The sequence below is a fragment of the Mycobacterium bulgaricum genome, assembly GCF_041287165.2.
Lineage (GTDB): Bacteria > Actinomycetota > Actinomycetes > Mycobacteriales > Mycobacteriaceae > Mycobacterium > Mycobacterium bulgaricum.
On the sequence record NZ_JBGGKV020000002.1, the window covers coordinates 761,753 to 776,606 of the forward strand.

At 68.5% G+C, this 14,854-nt stretch carries 17 protein-coding genes; 4 read left to right on the forward strand and 13 right to left on the reverse strand.

Annotated elements, in window-relative coordinates:
• Positions 1-3: 3 nt before the first annotated feature.
• The 4 genes from ACAG24_RS10300 to ACAG24_RS10315 all read right to left on the reverse strand — a co-directional run bounded on the left by ACAG24_RS10300 (position 4) and on the right by ACAG24_RS10315 (position 4,368).
• The gene (locus ACAG24_RS10300) at positions 4-1,701 is read right to left on the reverse strand and encodes a bifunctional uroporphyrinogen-III C-methyltransferase/uroporphyrinogen-III synthase (RefSeq protein WP_370471933.1); all 1,698 of its coding nucleotides are present in this window, start codon (positions 1,699-1,701) and stop codon (positions 4-6) included.
• Complete coding sequence (gene hemC, locus ACAG24_RS10305) at positions 1,698-2,633, reverse strand: hydroxymethylbilane synthase (protein WP_370471932.1); 936 nt, start codon at positions 2,631-2,633, stop codon at positions 1,698-1,700. Before hemC ends, ACAG24_RS10300 begins: the two co-directional genes overlap by 4 nt.
• A gap of 25 nt (positions 2,634-2,658) precedes the next feature.
• Positions 2,659-4,026, reverse strand: a complete 1,368-nt coding sequence (locus tag ACAG24_RS10310; protein WP_370471931.1) for a glutamyl-tRNA reductase — start codon at positions 4,024-4,026, stop codon at positions 2,659-2,661.
• Between the two features lie 87 nt (positions 4,027-4,113).
• A complete protein-coding gene (locus ACAG24_RS10315) occupies positions 4,114-4,368 on the reverse strand; it encodes a glutaredoxin family protein (RefSeq protein WP_370471930.1) in 255 nt (84 codons plus the stop codon).
• 39 nt (positions 4,369-4,407) lie between these two features.
• Here ACAG24_RS10315 and ACAG24_RS10320 point away from each other — a divergent pair, with 39 nt between their 5' ends.
• Both ACAG24_RS10320 and ACAG24_RS10325 read left to right on the forward strand, forming a co-directional pair.
• Positions 4,408-5,319 (forward strand): HAD family hydrolase, encoded by a 912-nt coding sequence (locus ACAG24_RS10320; RefSeq protein ID WP_370471929.1) that lies wholly within the window; start codon positions 4,408-4,410, stop codon positions 5,317-5,319.
• Positions 5,320-5,355: 36 nt separating this feature from the next.
• Positions 5,356-5,895, forward strand: a complete 540-nt coding sequence (locus ACAG24_RS10325; protein ID WP_370471928.1) for an FAS1-like dehydratase domain-containing protein — start codon at positions 5,356-5,358, stop codon at positions 5,893-5,895.
• Positions 5,896-5,919: 24 nt separating this feature from the next.
• Here the strand turns inward: ACAG24_RS10325 and ACAG24_RS10330 are convergent, their stop codons facing one another.
• The 9 genes from ACAG24_RS10330 to ACAG24_RS10370 all read right to left on the reverse strand — a co-directional run bounded on the left by ACAG24_RS10330 (position 5,920) and on the right by ACAG24_RS10370 (position 13,733).
• On the reverse strand, positions 5,920-6,987 hold the full coding sequence (locus ACAG24_RS10330; protein ID WP_370471927.1) for a lysophospholipid acyltransferase family protein: 1,068 nt from the start codon (positions 6,985-6,987) through the stop codon (positions 5,920-5,922).
• A gap of 41 nt (positions 6,988-7,028) precedes the next feature.
• The gene (locus ACAG24_RS10335; protein WP_370471926.1) at positions 7,029-8,120 is read right to left on the reverse strand and encodes an SDR family oxidoreductase; all 1,092 of its coding nucleotides are present in this window, start codon (positions 8,118-8,120) and stop codon (positions 7,029-7,031) included.
• Between the two features lie 29 nt (positions 8,121-8,149).
• Complete coding sequence (locus ACAG24_RS10340; RefSeq protein WP_003402602.1) at positions 8,150-8,251, reverse strand: 30S ribosomal protein bS22; 102 nt, start codon at positions 8,249-8,251, stop codon at positions 8,150-8,152.
• 140 nt (positions 8,252-8,391) lie between these two features.
• Positions 8,392-8,664: a helix-turn-helix domain-containing protein gene (locus ACAG24_RS10345; RefSeq protein ID WP_370471925.1), complete on the reverse strand. Its 273-nt coding sequence runs from the start codon at positions 8,662-8,664 to the stop codon at positions 8,392-8,394.
• A 140-nt stretch (positions 8,665-8,804) separates the two neighbouring features.
• Complete coding sequence (gene proC / locus ACAG24_RS10350; protein ID WP_370471924.1) at positions 8,805-9,677, reverse strand: pyrroline-5-carboxylate reductase; 873 nt, start codon at positions 9,675-9,677, stop codon at positions 8,805-8,807.
• A 21-nt stretch (positions 9,678-9,698) separates the two neighbouring features.
• Positions 9,699-10,517 (reverse strand): thioesterase family protein, encoded by an 819-nt coding sequence (locus ACAG24_RS10355; protein ID WP_370471923.1) that lies wholly within the window; start codon positions 10,515-10,517, stop codon positions 9,699-9,701.
• 51 nt (positions 10,518-10,568) lie between these two features.
• Positions 10,569-11,414: a sugar phosphate isomerase/epimerase family protein gene (locus ACAG24_RS10360; protein ID WP_370471922.1), complete on the reverse strand. Its 846-nt coding sequence runs from the start codon at positions 11,412-11,414 to the stop codon at positions 10,569-10,571.
• A gap of 3 nt (positions 11,415-11,417) precedes the next feature.
• The gene (locus tag ACAG24_RS10365) at positions 11,418-12,629 is read right to left on the reverse strand and encodes an Rv0497 family membrane protein (RefSeq protein ID WP_370471921.1); all 1,212 of its coding nucleotides are present in this window, start codon (positions 12,627-12,629) and stop codon (positions 11,418-11,420) included.
• A 27-nt stretch (positions 12,630-12,656) separates the two neighbouring features.
• Positions 12,657-13,733: a Ppx/GppA family phosphatase gene (locus ACAG24_RS10370; protein WP_370471920.1), complete on the reverse strand. Its 1,077-nt coding sequence runs from the start codon at positions 13,731-13,733 to the stop codon at positions 12,657-12,659.
• A 12-nt stretch (positions 13,734-13,745) separates the two neighbouring features.
• Here ACAG24_RS10370 and ACAG24_RS10375 point away from each other — a divergent pair, with 12 nt between their 5' ends.
• Positions 13,746-14,549, forward strand: a complete 804-nt coding sequence (locus ACAG24_RS10375) for a DUF3109 family protein (RefSeq protein ID WP_370471919.1) — start codon at positions 13,746-13,748, stop codon at positions 14,547-14,549.
• Positions 14,546-14,848, forward strand: a complete 303-nt coding sequence (locus ACAG24_RS10380; RefSeq protein ID WP_370471918.1) for a YciI family protein — start codon at positions 14,546-14,548, stop codon at positions 14,846-14,848. Before ACAG24_RS10375 ends, ACAG24_RS10380 begins: the two co-directional genes overlap by 4 nt.
• Positions 14,849-14,854: the final 6 nt, after the last annotated feature.

Consider the following 14,854-nt stretch of genomic DNA (forward strand, 5'->3'; position numbering starts at 1 on the left):
CGGCTAGCGGCGGCGGCTCTTCTTCCGCGGCGGCGGCAACGCCCCCTCGGCGCGGAGTCTGGCGGCATGCTCGGCCAGCGCCTCCACCAGCGGACCCACCGCGGCCACCTCGGGCTGCACATCCACACGAAGTCCGAATTCCGCTGCGGTCTCGGCAGTCTTGGGTCCGATGCACGCGACGATGGTCCGCGCGTGCGGCTTGCCCGCGATGCCGACGAGGTTTCGCACCGTGGAGCTCGACGTGAAGCACACGGCATCGAAGCCACCGGTCTTGATCATCTCGCGGGTGTGCGCCGGCGGCGGAGCCGCACGCACCGTCCGGTATGCGGTGACATCCTCGATCTCCCAACCGAGTTCGCGCAACCCTTCGGCCAGCGTCTCGGTGGCGATGTCGGCACGCGGAAGCAGCACCCGGTTCACCGGATCGAAAATGTCGTCATAGGGCGGGAATTCGTCGAGCAGGCCGAGCGACGATTGCTCACCGGTGGGCACCAGCTCGGGGTTGATCCCGAATGCTCGCACCTTCTCGGCGGTGGCCTGGCCGACACACGCGATCTTCACTCCGGAGAACGCGCGGGCGTCGAGGCCGAACTCGTTGAACTTCTCCCACACCGCACGCACGGCGTTGGTGGAGGTGAACACCACCCACTGGAAGCGGCCGTCCACCAAACCCTTGACAGCCCTTTCCATCTGGGCCGGGCTGCGGGGCGGCTCGACGGCGATGGTCGGCACCTCGATGGGCAGTGCGCCGTGGCCGACGAGGCGGTCGCTCATCTCGCCCGCCTGATCCTTGGTGCGCGGAACGAGAACCGTCCACCCGTACAGGGCGCGACTCTCCCACCAGTTCAGCTTGGCCCGGTTGGCCACGGTGCGGCCGATGGTGACCACCAGCGTCCCGGTCAGCGGGCCCGCCGGCTCGGCACCGGCCAGGGTCGCCTTGTCGAGCAGACCCGCCAGGGTGGTCTCGACCGAACGCTGCTGGCACGTGGTGCCGTTGGCGGTGACGACGGTGGGCGTGGAATCGGCGAGGCCGTATTCGATCAGCGTGCGAGCGGCCTCCGGGAGGCGCGACGCGGTCGCGTGCAGGATCAGAGGTCCCGGCGCTGCTGCCAGCGCGGCCCAGTCGACGTCGCCGCGGATGTCGGCCACCGTGTGCGCGGACCCCAGCGGCAGACCCGCATAGGTCGGCACGGCCGAGGTGTCGGGCAGGCCGGGCACGATCTCGAAGTGCAGCTGCGTCTTGGCCAGGGCGTTCACCTCGGTGATCACCGAGTCGATCGACAGCGGGTCGCCGGCGACGAGGCGCACGACGTCGTTACCGGTCCGAGCCTCGGTGGCCAGCGTCTTGGCGACCTCGGCCGGATCGCCGAGGGCGGGCCGCACGTCGGGGCCACCCGGGATGACCGCGTCCTCGGCCGGCGCAGCGGCGGCCTCGGCCGGGTTGACGGGCTGATCGTCCTTCTTGCCCGCCGCGTCGGACGGCTTGGCCGCCGCCTCGGCGGCGGGAAGGGGTCCCGACGGCGGCGGCAACTCACAGCCCACCAGGGCGAGCACCGCTTCAGGCACGTCGGGGTCGGTGAACACCAGGGCGGCGTTGGCCAGCACAGCGCGGGCACGTGCGGTCAGCAGGCCCGGATCCCCGGGCCCGGAGCCGACGAACGTGATGCGGCCGGGCTTGCCCTTGCGTCCTCGCAAGCTCATATGTCTCTCCCGCGTTCGTCCAACAGGTCGCGTGCGCCCAGCTCGAACAGCTCCGCGGCCACCGAGAGCCCCAGCTCCCGTGCCCGCTCGGGTGTCCCGATGCCGGACGCACGGATCACGTCGGATCCGTCCAGCGTCGCCACGCAGCCGCGCAGCGACAGCTCTTCGAAGACTCGGCCGTCCTCATCGATCGACTCGACCACTTCCGCGATCGCGCCCACCGGTGCGGAGCAACCCGCCTCCAGTTCGGCCAGCAAGGCTCGCTCTGCGGTGACCGCCGCGCGGGTGTCGGCGTCATCGAGTGCCGCCAACAGCTCCGCAAGCGCCGTATCACCGGCACGGCACTCGACTGCCAACGCCCCCTGCGCCGGTGCCGGCAACATCTGTACCGGTTCCAGCGTCTCGGTGACTGCGTCGAGGCGACCGATGCGGGCCAATCCCGCCCGGGCGACGACGACGGCGTCGAGATCACCGCTGCTTACCCTGTTCAACCTGGTATCTAGGTTGCCCCGTAGGGGGCGGATTTCCAAACCGAGACCCAGTGCTCTAAGCTGCGCCGTCCTTCGCGGGGAGGACGTTCCGATCACCGAGCCCGCCGGCAACTCCCCCAGCACGAGCCCGTCGCGGGCCACGAGCGCGTCGCGGGCGTCCGCGCGCACCGGGATCGCCGCGATCACGAAGCGGGGGTCGGTCGCGGTCGGCAAATCCTTGTACGAGTGCACCGCCATGTCGACGGAGCCGTCGGCGATCGCTTCGCGCAGCGCTGCGGTGAACACCCCGACGCCGATCTCGGCGATCGGAGCGTCGGATCGGTCGCCCTCGGTGGAGACGATGACCAACTCGGCCTCGTGCCCGTGGGCGATCAATGCGTCCCGGACGACGCCGGCCTGAGTGGTGGCAAGCAGGCTTCCCCTGGTGCCGATTCGAATCACGTGATGGTTCTCCGCCGACCGAGCGTCACTCGGTCTTATCGAGATCGATTGCGGCAGCGCTGATTTCACTGCCTGCGATGGGGCTCAACTCACCCGCCGCGACCGCGTCGACGGCGTGCTGGTCGAGTTCGAACAATTCGCGCAGGGCCTCGGCGTAGCTGTCGCCACCCGGCGCGCTCGCCAACTGCTTGACCCGCACCGTCGGCGCGTGCAGAAGCTTGTCCACGACCCGGCGGACCGTGTTCGCCACTTCGTCACGGTGCGAGGAGTCCAGCCCTGGCAAACGGTTGTCCAGCCGGAGCAGCTCCGCTTCCACGACGTCGGCCGCACGCTGTCGCAGCGCGGTGACGGTCGGGGTTACCTCGGCCATCCGCTGGCCGGTGAGGTAGTTGGCGACCTCCGCGGCGACGATCGTCCGTGCGGCGTCGGCGTCGGACGTGGCGGCCTTGGCCGACGGCTCGCGCAGGATGCGGTCCATGTCGACGACGAACACGCCGGGCAGGCCCGCGACCGCGGGGTCGACGTCGCGGGGCATGCCGAGATCGCAGATGACGAGCTGTTTGGGCTCCCTGACGTGCGCCAGGCCGCGGTGCACGTCGGCGAGCGACACGACCGGACGGACCGCCCCGGTGCAGGTGACGACGACGTCGGCGTCGGTCAGCAGCGGCGGCAGGTGGTCGAACGGGAACGCGTCGGCGGCGATGCCGTGGCCGCGGATGTTCTCGGCGAGCCTCTTGGCGCGGGGCAGGCTGCGGTTGACGACGTGGATGCTCTCCACGCCGGCCCGCATCAACTGCTTGGCTGCCAGCGCGCCCATGGATCCGGCGCCCACGACCACCGCGCGGCGACCGGCCAGCGAGCCGACCTTCTTCTCGGCCGTGGCCAATGCGACCGACACCACCGACGCGCCTGCGGCGTCGATCCCGGTCTCGGAGTGCACGCGTTTGCCGACGGCCAGCGCGCGCTGCGACAGCTCGTGCAGCGTGCGACCCACGGTGTGGTTGGCTTCGGCCGACGCATACGCCCGCCGGACCTGGCCCAGGACCTGCTGTTCGCCGACGACGGCGGAGTCCAGCCCACTCGCGACGGCGAAGAGGTGCTCGACGGCGGCCTCGGCGTAGCGCACGTACGCGTACTTGGTCAGATCCTGCAACGACATGCCGGAATGCTCGGAGAGCACCTGGCCGATCACCGACAGGCCGCCGTGGAAGGCGTCGACAACGGCGTAGATCTCGACGCGATTGCAGGTGGAGAGGACCATGGCTTCGGTGACCAGGGAGGATTGCAGCACCTCGGCGATGATCTTGGCCTGGTCGGATTCGTCGGTGCTCAGCTGCTCGAGCACGGACACCGGCGCGCTGCGGTGCGAAACGCCGAAAAGCAGGACGCTCATGGCTTCCTCACCAGGGTCAGCACACGACCAAGGTAGTCGTTCACCAGCTGGCCTACCAAATTTGCTCTCCCGGCACCGGCGGCCTGCTCAGCCGGCGAGGTCGGCCCGCAATCGGGGTTCGTCGACCTCCCAGTAGCTGTGCTCGGCGCCGTCGAGCAGCACCACGGGAAGCCGGTCGCCGAATTCGGCACGCAGCGTGCTGTCGCCGGCCGCCGCGGCGGCGTCCACATCGGTGACGGCCAGAGCGAATCCGAGCTCGCCTGCCAACACCGAAAGCTGCTTTGCCGCGGCGGCGCACATCGAACAGCCCTCGCGCGTCAGCAGCTCCACCTGTCGGTCCACCCCGCCAGTATCCCGATGAGGTGACCTAGTGTTGTAGCCGTGTCCGATACCGGGGGATCTCCGTTCGATCCCGACATCCGGGCGCAGGAACTCGCTGGGGAGGCCAGCGCCGAGGCGGCTTCGGAGGGCCTTTCCGGTTCTCCCGGCCCGCTGGGCGAGCTCGACTCCCCGCCTCCGCCCCCGCCCGACCTGACCGCGGCCGCCTTCTTCGACGTCGACAACACGCTGGTACACGGCTCGTCCCTGGTCCATTTCGCGCGCGGACTGGCCGCCAGGGAGTACTTCACCTATCAGGACCTCGCCCGGTTCGCGTTCGCCCAGGCAAAGTTCCAGCTGACCGGCCGGGAGAACAGCGACGACGTGGCCGAGGGGCGGCGCAAGGCGCTGTCGTTCATCGAAGGGCGCTCGACCGCGGAGCTGGTCGCCCTCGGCGAGGACATCTACGACGAGATCATCGCCGACAAGATCTGGCCCGGGACCAGGGCGCTGGCCCAGATGCATCTCGACGCGGGCCAGCAGGTGTGGCTCGTCACCGCGACGCCCTACGAGCTGGCGGACACGATCGCGCGGCGGCTGGGCCTGACCGGCGCGCTGGGCACCGTGGCCGAGTCGGTCGACGGGATCTTCACCGGCCGGCTCGTCGGCGACATCCTCCACGGCAGCGGCAAGGCGCACGCGGTGCGGTCGCTGGCGATCCGCGAGGGCCTGAACCTGCGACGCTGCACCGCCTACTCGGACAGCTTCAACGACGTGCCGATGCTGTCGCTGGTCGGCACGGCCGTGGCGATCAACCCGGACGCCGACCTGCGGGATCTGGCCCGTGAGCGCGGCTGGGAGATCCGCGATTTCCGCACCGCCCGCAAGGCGGCGCGGATCGGGGTGCCGTCGGCGCTGGCACTGGGCGCCATCGGCGGCGCGCTGGCCGCGGCCGTGTCCCGCCGCGACAAATAGGAGGCCTGGGCACGGGCGTTGGTAGGCTCGCGCCCCATGGGTATCGCTGAAGAGATCATCGGAACTCACTACCGGTATCCCGACTACTTCCAGGTCGACCGGGAAAAGATCCGCGAATTCGCCCGTGCGGTCAAAGACGAGCATCCCGCCCACTACGACGAGGACGCCGCGCGAGAGTGCGGGCATGACGCGTTGATCGCGTCGCTGACGTTCATGGCCGTGGCGGGACGTCGCGTGCAGCAGGAGATCTTCAACCAGTTCGACATCCCGATCAACATGGAGCGGGTACTGCACCGCGATCAGAAACTGATCTTCCACCGGCCGATCCTGGCGGGCGACAAGCTGTGGTTCGACTCCTACCTCGACTCGGTGACCGAGTCGCACGGCGCGGTGCTGACCGAGGTTCGCGGCGAGGTCACCGACGACAACGGTGAACCCGTGATCACCAGCATCGTCACCGTGATGGGCGAGGCCGCCCACGACGACGAGGCCGACGAATTGACCGCGCAGATCGCGGCCAAGCGCGACGAGGCCATGAAGCAGATGCTTGCTCGGCAAACCGCCAAGTCGGACTGAACGCGACGGCCGGGCGGGACCGGCTCAGCCGAAGAAGGTGTTGCGGCGGTTCGCCAGCAGTTGGTAGAGCGTCTGCTGGATCGTCTCGCGCACCTGGTCCGTCAGCTCGAAGGTGACCATCGGATCCTCGGCGGCCGCCTCGTCGTAGTCGGTGGTGTCGATGGGCTCACCGAACTGGATGTACCACTTCGACGGCAGCGGCACGACCCCGAGCGGGCCGGCCAGCGGGAACAGCGGCGTGACCGGGAAGTACGGCAGTCCGAGCAGCCGCGCCACCAGCTTTACGTCGGCGACCATCGGGTAGATCTCCTCGGACCCGACGATCGAGCACGGCACGATCGGCGCCTTGGTCCGCAGCGCGGCCGAGACGAAACCGCCGCGGCCGAACCTCTGCAGCTTGTAGCGGTCCTTGAAGTGCTTGCCCAGCCCCTTGTAGCCCTCGGGGAAGACGGCGGTCAGCTCGCCCGCCGCCAGCAACCGGTGGGCGTCGTCGGTGCAGGCCATCGTGTGGCCGGCCTTGCGGGCGGCCTGTCCGACGACCGGCATGTCGAAGACCATGTCGGCGGCCAGGATGCGCAGGTCGCGGTGCACCGGATGCTTGTCGCGGACGGCGACCTGGGTCATCAGTCCGTCGAAGGGCAGCACACCCGCATGGTTGGCGACCACGAGTGCAGCGCCGTCGTCGGGCAGGTTCTCGATACCGCTGACCTCGACCCGGAACCACGAGTTGAAAAGGGTTCGCAGCAAAGGCAGGAAAATTGCTTCGTTGAGATGGCGGTCGAAGCCGAACTCGTCGACGGTGTATTCGCCCGTCATCCGCTTGCGGAGGAATTCGGCGACGGCGGCGATGCGCTGTGCGAGTTCGTTGGGCGCCGGATCCTCGATGCCGGCACCGGCGGCGAACCCGCGGCGCTGATCGATCTCGCGCACGACGGCGGCGATCTGTTCAGCGGACGCACGACTTCCCGGGTCGTTCAGCAGCGAGGGATGACGACGCGCGCCGTCGGCCCGATCCGCCGATCGACGTGCCGTCGCGCCGCGACCTGAATTCGCATGCAGCGGAATGACTTTCGCCCTTGGCTCGCCCGCCATCCTCTTAACTCTCTTCCCCCACCCAGTACTGAGCGATGAGTTTACCGTCCCCAGCGCTGTGCCGCCGCTACCGCGCGATTCTCGACAGCATGTATCCAGCGAGGATCCACGATCGGCGTCAGGCCGCGCCCGCGGACGTAGTCGTCGAATGCCTCGGTTGTCGTCCACTTCGTCGTGAAGCCGAGCTCGTTGCGCATCCTGGTGGTGTCCATGACGCGGCCGTAGCTCAGGTAGTCCAGTTGCTCCCGATCGAGCTCGGTGTTGCGGGTCGCCCGCCACAGCGAATCGACCGCGACCAGAGCCGAACGGGGCACCGGCAGTGCCAGCCGGCCCGCGCGGCGGATCGCCTGGCTCATCATCATCACGCCCATCGCGCCGATGTTGAACGCACCCGGCTTGCCGGCCATCGTCGCGCGCTCCAGGGCCCCGAGCGCGTCCTGCTCGTGCAGGAGCTGCAGCCGCGCGTCGTGCCCGATGACGGTCGGCACCACCGGGCCGGCGAGATACCGCGACAGCGCGGTGTCCATCGCAGGCCCGATCATGTTGGCCAGCCGCAGAATCGTCACCGCGATGTCGGGGCGGCGGCGACCGAGGCCGCGCGCATACCCTTCGATGTCGATGCTGTCGCGGGCGAAGCCCTCGGCGGGCGGCCTGCGACGGCTGCTGCTCTCGGTGAACAGCACCGGGTCCCGCGAGCTGGACCCATACACCTCGGACGTCGACTTGAGGATGACCCGGCGGACCGACGGCGCCTTCTGGCAGGCTGCGAACAGTTGAATCGCGCCCATCACGTTGAGTTCCTTGAGCGTCGCTTTCCCCCCTGCGCGGGGGGCGTAGGACGCGGCGGCGGCGTGGACGACGGTGTCGACCTCGCCGTTGCGGATCACCTTCGCGATGAAGGGGTTACGGATGTCGGCGCGGACGAACTCCGCCCGGCCCATCCTGCGCAGCAGATCCTTGCTCGGAGCGACGGCGTCGACCGCGATCACATGATTGATCAGCGGATTCTGCGCCAAGCGCGCAGTCAGGTAGCCGCCGAGGAAGCGGCACGCACCGGTGACCAGAACGACTTTCGGGTAGTTCAGGGCGTCCGATCCGTCGGCGTCTCCCCCGGGCCGACCCTCAGAGTCCATCCCGACAGCCTAACGACGAGGCGAAGAACCTACTTGCCGAGTTTTCTGCGCTGCACCCGAGTGCGACGAAGCAGCTTGCGGTGCTTCTTCTTCGACATGCGCTTACGCCGCTTCTTGATGACAGAACCCATGAACTCCGCTACCTACCAATTGTCGTGAAAGACGCCTGCGGCACCTCCATACCGGTGCCAGCCTCGACGGATCACCTTACCTGCGACCGTCCCGGCACCGAAATCCGCCGTCGGGCGTCGGACGGGGCTACCCCGCGTCCCTACCCCGCGTCGAAGTACGAACTCTCCAGCATGTCGTGGACGGCCTTGGCATGCACGCGGAACGAGCGCCCCACCCGCACGGCGGGCAGTTCGCCGTTGTGCACCAGCCGATACACCGTCATCTTGCTGACCCGCATCAGGCTCGCCACCTCGGCGACCGTCAGGAATTGAGCCCGAGGCGCTTGCGCGTCGCCGGCACCGCCCTGAGCGGCGTCACGCGCCGCCTTGCCGCCGGCAGAATCCCGCGAAGATGGCCCGTTCATAGACGTCATCGCAACCCAATCCATCAGGCCCGGGCAGTTCCAGCGGCTTCCCCACCGCTGGCACCGAACCCGTGCTTACCACTGGGAGAATAGCGTGGCGGATGGGGTTACTGCGACGGGTGTGGGGTAATCCGTTCCAAATTCATTAACTACTCTGGTGTAATTCCGAGCTGCTCAGAGCGCTTTTTCGCGGCTTCCACGGCGTTGGCGACCGCGGCCCGCAGGCCGCCCCGCTCCAGTTCCCGCAGACCAGCGGCAGTGGTGCCGCCCGGTGAGGTGACCGTGGCCCGCAGCTGGGCGGCGGAGGTGTCCATCGCCGCACCGAGTGTCGACCCACCGGCGGGGGTGGCGTCGTCGAGGCGCTCCAGCAGCATCGCCGCCGAACCCGCCATCGTCTGTACGACGAGATCGGTCGCCACAGCTCTTGCCAAGCCGGCGTCGACAGCCGCGTCGACGAGCGCCTCGACCATCAAGAAGAAGTAGGCCGGCCCCGAGCCCGAGACCGCCGTGACAGCGTCGATCTGAGTCTCGGACACCGTGAGCACGCCGCCGACGGCGTCGAAGAGGTTCGAGACCTCCTTGAGCTGTTCGGCGGTGGCGAAGCGGCCCGGGGCGATCGCGCTGACGCCACCACCGACGAGCATCGGCGCATTCGGCATGACGCGGACCACCGGCGAGCCTGCGGGCAGCTTGTTCTCGTAGTAGGCGGTGCTGACGCCTGCCGCGACACTCACGAAAACCTGTTCGGCCGCGTCACTTTCGGCCCGGGCCGCAGTGTCGGCGATGTCGCCGATGACGTTCTGGACGTCGAGCGGCTTGACCGCCACGATGACGTACGTCGCCGTGTCGACCGCCTCCGCGACAGACGTGACCCGTACGGAGTATTTCTCGGCGAGGAACTTGGCGCGCTCCGGAAACTTCTCCGCGACGACGAGGTCCTTGACCTGCCTGCCTGCGCGCAGGAGCCCCGCCAGCAACGCCTCGCCGATATTGCCGCCGCCGATGATCGCGATTCTGGCCATGCGGGCAAGCATGGCACGGGCTCAGGACGCAGGCGCGGGCACCATCGCCAGCTGACGGGTCTGCACGATGATGCGGCCCTCGCAGTCGACGACCACGTGGTCCTCGTCGAACCAGTCCTGCCCGATCTGCGTGGCGGTGCACATGACCCGCAGCCAGCCGTCGGCGGGCGTCGCGCGCAGGAACGCCGTCAACTGCACGGTGGGCGCCCAGCCGAACCTGTTGACGCCGAACGTCACCGGGGCCGACACGTCGCCGCACAGCAGCGCGAACAGCACGTCGGGGGCCACACCCTTGGGGCGCACCCAGTACTCGATCACCGGCATGCCGCCGTCTCCACGGGGTTCGAACGTCGTCAGCGAAGGCCGGATGTCGCAGCCGTGGGCGAGGTGCACGATGTCGGCCATCCGGTGGCCGGGGCCGATCGGCTCCAGCCCCGGCGGCGGCTCCGGTGTCATCAGGGGTACCACCGGATTCACCGACAGCAGGGGCGGAACGTGATGCTCGGGGGTGCCCATCGTGATCGCCGCGCGCAGGGCGGTTCGATCCCCCTGGTTCAGCTCGACGTCGATCAGGCTGACCCGCCGACCACGCTTGCGGACGGTGGTGACGACCTCCATCGGGCCGGGATCGGGGGCCCACAGGAAGCTGCCCGACACCGCGATCGGCTCCACGCCGGCCTCGCCGAACTCGGTGCGCGCAGCGTTGGCACACAGGGCCAGCATGGCGCCGCCGTGCACCTTGGGACCGATGGTCCAGTGCTCGTTGAGCACACCGTGGTAGACCCCGTCTCCGGCCGACGTCAGCGCCATCGCGTCGGTGAACAGGGTGGAGTTCGTCATGCACGCGTCCTTCAGAGGTCAGCGGTCGTCTGTTCTTCGCGCAAGCGCTCATCAGCGCAGCAGATGCGTCCTGGCGAACTGCAGCGACTCGGTCAACAACGCCTCACGTTCGGCGGCGTTGCGCGCGCCCGAGGTCGTGACCTCGAGGATGACATGTCCGGAGAAGTTGCTTGCGGCCAGCATCTCGCAGACCTCCACGGTGGGTTGTGTGCCGTGGCCGGGAACGAGATGTTCGTCGTGGGAAGCTCCGCTGCCGTCGCACAGATGCAGGTGCACCAGGCCGTCCCCCATGCGCCTGGCCATGTCGACGGCGTCGGTGCCTGCGGTCGCGGTGTGCGACAGATCCAGCGTGTAATGGGCGTGACCGCCGTCGAGCGGATCGTAGGACGGCGCGAACGCCGAGATGCCGGGGCCGGGGTTGCCGCCCCGCTTACGCATCCGCTCGATCGACGTCTGTCCGGCGCCGAAGAACCTGTCCGCGCGGAACGGGAACATGTTCTCGACGGCGACCATCACGTCGCTGGCGGACTCCAGTGCGGCCACCTGTTCGCTGAAGCCTTCGGCGTAGCGCCGCTGCCACCGGAACGGCGGGTGGACGACGACGGTCTGGGCGCCGAGCTGTTCGGCGGCGCGCACGCTGCGTTCCAGCTTCGGGATCGGGTTGGCGCCCCACACCCGTTGTGAGATGAGCAGACACGGCGCGTGCACCGACAGCACGGGTACGCCGTAGTGCTTGGACATCGCCTCGATCGCATCGATGTCTTGGCTGACCGCTTCGGCCCAGACCATCAACTCGACGCCGTCGTAGCCCAGTTTCGCGGCCGACTCGAAGGCGGCCTCGGTCTTCAGCGGATAGACCGAGGCCGTCGAGAGTCCAACCTTGATGGCGGGGCGCACCCGTCAGCCTGATTGCAGCAGCGCAAGCGGCCCCAGGGTGACCAGGGCGCCGACCGCCACCGCGATCAGAGTGCTGACGATGTCCTCGGTTTTGCGCACCACCCGCACGCCGACCACGAGGCCGAGGATGACGAGGACCGACAGCACCAGCGCGACGATGTTGTTCCACTTCCACAGCTGGTCGAATGCGACGAACAGACCGGCCCCGAACACCACGGCGATGACGCTCTGACCGACGATCCACAGACCGTGCACGGCCGGCGACATCGTGCGGGGCTCGCCCTGTGCCGCGTCGAAGTCGTCGCCTTCGTCGTCGGCGCCGTCGTCCCTGAGATCCTTGTGGTCCCTGTCGTCCTTGACCGTCGTGCGGTCACCCCGCAACGCGTCGTCGGCGACGGAATGGCCACCGAAGAGGGGCTCCTCGGTCGACCGCAGATAGGACGGCAGTTCATCGCGTTCGGTGTCGTCGTCGGTCGGGTCATCTCGGACCTCGCTGAGCGAGCCGTCTCGCTCAGCCTCGACGGCGGCCTCGGCGTCCAGAGCCTCGACCTCGAGGGGCTCGTCGAGCTCGTCGGTCACCTCGGTCGCGTCGCCGCTCCCGACGACCGGGTCGGGCGTCCATTTCTCGGCGTCGACCTCGGGATTCTTGCGGCCGAACCGTCCGAATCCGAACCGGCGGGTGGGTTCGACCTCGGGGGTCTCCGCCTCTTTGTCGGCGTCGACCCCTTTGCCGGCGTCGACCTCTTTGCCGGCGTCGGCCTCTTCGTCGGCGTCGACCTCCTCGTCGGTACCGCGCTGCTCGACGCGAGCGGCATACGCGGCAACCGCGTCGGCGTAGTCGTCGTCGGCCTCGTCTTCGACAGTGCCGTCGTCTTCCGCGGCGGCCTCGTCCGTTTCAGGCTCGACGTCGTGTTCGACGAAGCCGTTGGTCGACGGTGTCTCGTCGGCGGCCGGGGGTGCACCGTAGGCTTCGACGGCTTCGTCGACCGGTTCCTCGACGGGCGCGGCAGGTTTCTCCGGTGCCGGGGCGGGCGGCGGATCGTCGGGACGGATGATCGGGATCTCGCCGGTCAGCTCGGCAACGGTCACGGCGTCGGCATTGCCGCGGCGTCGACGGCGCCTACCGCCGACCGGGGGTGCACCGATCGTCCCGTTCTTGGCCAGCAGCTCGGCGACCGAGATGGGCCGCGTGTTGCTGTTGCTGTCGTCAGTCATCGTCTGTTGCCTTTGAGCCTCGCTGCTTCACCGTCCAGCATTGCGTACGGACATCAGCCGTGCGGCCGATTCTCCTGCCCCGCCCTTGGCGGCTTTGTCCGTTCCGCTCACTTTGCCCGACTTGCCGGAACCGCCGGACTTCGTCGCGGGCTCGCTACCTCCGACGAAAGCGGTGCCGTCGGCCTCGCTGTCGAGTTTCCGCAGAATGAGCCCCTCGCGCAACGCCCATGGACAGATGTCGACGCTCTCGATACCGAGTGCTTTCATGCTCGCCTCCGCCACCAATGCGCCCGCCACGATCTGGGGAGCCCGGTCGACACTCACCCCTTCCAATTCCGCTCGGTCAGCCGCGGTCATCCTAGAGATGAAATTTATGAGTTGCCGAAGACCCGTCGCGGTGAGCGTGCGCTTCACGCGCGGCCCGGCGCCCGACGGCGCAGCGCCGGTGAGCCGCGCCAGCGATCGAAATGTCTTCGACGTGGCGACGGCCAGATCCGGACTGCCCGCCTCGGTGATCACCGCCGCGGACTCGGCCATCTCGTTGGACAGCCAGTCCCGCAGCATCCCCACCCGACGGCGCCCCGGCGGATCGTCGGGCAGCCACTCCCTCGTCATCCTGCCGGCGCCCAGCGGCAGCGACAGCGCGACGTCGGGTTCCTCGTCCACCCCGCTGGACAGCTCCAGCGAGCCGCCACCGATGTCGATGTTGATGATCCGCCCCGCGCTCCAGCCGTACCACCGGCGCACCGCGAGGAATGTCAGCCTGGATTCGTCCACCCCGCTGAGCACCCGCAGCTCCACACCCGTCTCGGCCTTGACCCGGGCGAGCACGTCCTCGGAGTTACGGGCGTCGCGCACCGCGGAGGTCGCGAACGCCATCAACTCCGAACATCCCGAACTCGTCGCGATGCGCGCGAATTCGTCGACGGTGCCGACGAGTCGGTCAGCACCCCGGCGGGTCAGCTTCCCGGAGTCGTCGATCGCCTCGGCCAGCCGCAGCGAGGCTTTCGTCGAACTCATCGGAGTGGGGTGCCCGCCGCGACGGGCGTCCACCACCAATAGATGGACGGTATTGCTGCCCACGTCGAGCACGCCTAATCGCACTTCTCCAACTTAATGGGTCTACCGTGGGAAATTGTGAGCGCATCGCCTTCTCATCCAGGTGAGGTCGAACTGGATTTCGCCCGCGAGTGGGTCGAATTCTACGATCCCGACAACCCGGAGCATCTGATCGCGGCCGATATGACGTGGCTGCTGTCGCGGTGGACGTGTGTGTTCGGCACCCCCGCGTGCCAGGGCACGGTGGAGGGCAGGCCGGACGACGGATGTTGTTCGCACGGCGCGTTTCTGTCCGACGACGACGATCGCGCCCAGCTCGACGACGCGGTGAAGATGCTCACCGCGGAGGACTGGCAGTTCCGTGACAAGGGCCTGGGCAAAAAGGGCTATCTCGAGATGGACTCCTATGACGACAAGCCGAACCTGCGGACGCGAAAGTACAAGGGCGCCTGCATTTTCCTGAACCGGCCGGGCTGGCCCGGCGGCATCGGCTGCGCGCTGCACAGCAAGGCGCTCAAGATCGGTGTCGAGCCGCTGACCCTCAAACCCGAGGTGTGCTGGCAGCTGCCGATCCGGCGCACACAGGAGTGGGTCACCCGGCCCGACGACACCCAGGTGCTCAAGACCACGATCACCGAATACGACCGGCGCGGCTGGGGTGAGGGCGGCGCCGATCTGCACTGGTACTGCACCGGCGACCCGGCCACACATGTCGGCGCCAAGCAGGTATGGCAGTCGTACGGGCCGGAACTGACCGAGCTTCTCGGCGAGAAGGCCTATGCCGAGCTCGCGGCAATGTGCAAGCGCCGCAGCAGTTTAGGGCTGATCGCCGTGCATCCGGCGACCCGCGCCGCCGAATGAGCGGGCAGCAGCTGTTCCTCTTCCGGTTGATTCCGCCGCGCGCCGATTTCGCGCAGACGATGACCGACGTCGAGCAGCACACGATGCATCTGCACATGACCTACTGGCAGGAGCTTCTGACAGCGGGGCGTGTCGTGGTCTACGGTCCGGTCGCCGACCCCGAAGGCGTGTGGGGCCTGGGGGTGCTGCGCGTGTGCGACCGGGCCGAGGCCCTGGCGATCGCCGAGGACGATCCGTCAGTTCGCGCCGGCGTCAACACCTTCGAGGTGTTGGAGATCATGGGCGGCACCACGGGCTGAGCGCCC

Bases quoted from the DNA above. Each gene is read 5' to 3' on its own strand.
- ACAG24_RS10345 (WP_370471925.1), bottom strand. From the start codon at position 8,664: ATGACGTCTATGAACGGGCCATCTTCGCGGGATTCTGCCGGCGGCAAG.
- ACAG24_RS10310 (WP_370471931.1), bottom strand. From the start codon at position 4,026: ATGAGCGTCCTGCTTTTCGGCGTTTCGCACCGCAGCGCGCCGGTGTCC.
- ACAG24_RS10330 (WP_370471927.1), bottom strand. From the start codon at position 6,987: ATGGCGGGCGAGCCAAGGGCGAAAGTCATTCCGCTGCATGCGAATTCA.
- ACAG24_RS10365 (WP_370471921.1), bottom strand. From the start codon at position 12,629: ATGACTGACGACAGCAACAGCAACACGCGGCCCATCTCGGTCGCCGAG.
- ACAG24_RS10340 (WP_003402602.1), bottom strand. From the start codon at position 8,251: ATGGGTTCTGTCATCAAGAAGCGGCGTAAGCGCATGTCGAAGAAGAAG.
- ACAG24_RS10375 (WP_370471919.1), top strand. From the start codon at position 13,746: ATGGGTCTACCGTGGGAAATTGTGAGCGCATCGCCTTCTCATCCAGGT.
- ACAG24_RS10335 (WP_370471926.1), bottom strand. From the start codon at position 8,120: ATGGACTCTGAGGGTCGGCCCGGGGGAGACGCCGACGGATCGGACGCC.
- proC (WP_370471924.1), bottom strand. From the start codon at position 9,677: ATGGCCAGAATCGCGATCATCGGCGGCGGCAATATCGGCGAGGCGTTG.
- ACAG24_RS10355 (WP_370471923.1), bottom strand. From the start codon at position 10,517: ATGACGAACTCCACCCTGTTCACCGACGCGATGGCGCTGACGTCGGCC.
- ACAG24_RS10380 (WP_370471918.1), top strand. From the start codon at position 14,546: ATGAGCGGGCAGCAGCTGTTCCTCTTCCGGTTGATTCCGCCGCGCGCC.
- ACAG24_RS10325 (WP_370471928.1), top strand. From the start codon at position 5,356: ATGGGTATCGCTGAAGAGATCATCGGAACTCACTACCGGTATCCCGAC.
- ACAG24_RS10300 (WP_370471933.1), bottom strand. From the start codon at position 1,701: ATGAGCTTGCGAGGACGCAAGGGCAAGCCCGGCCGCATCACGTTCGTC.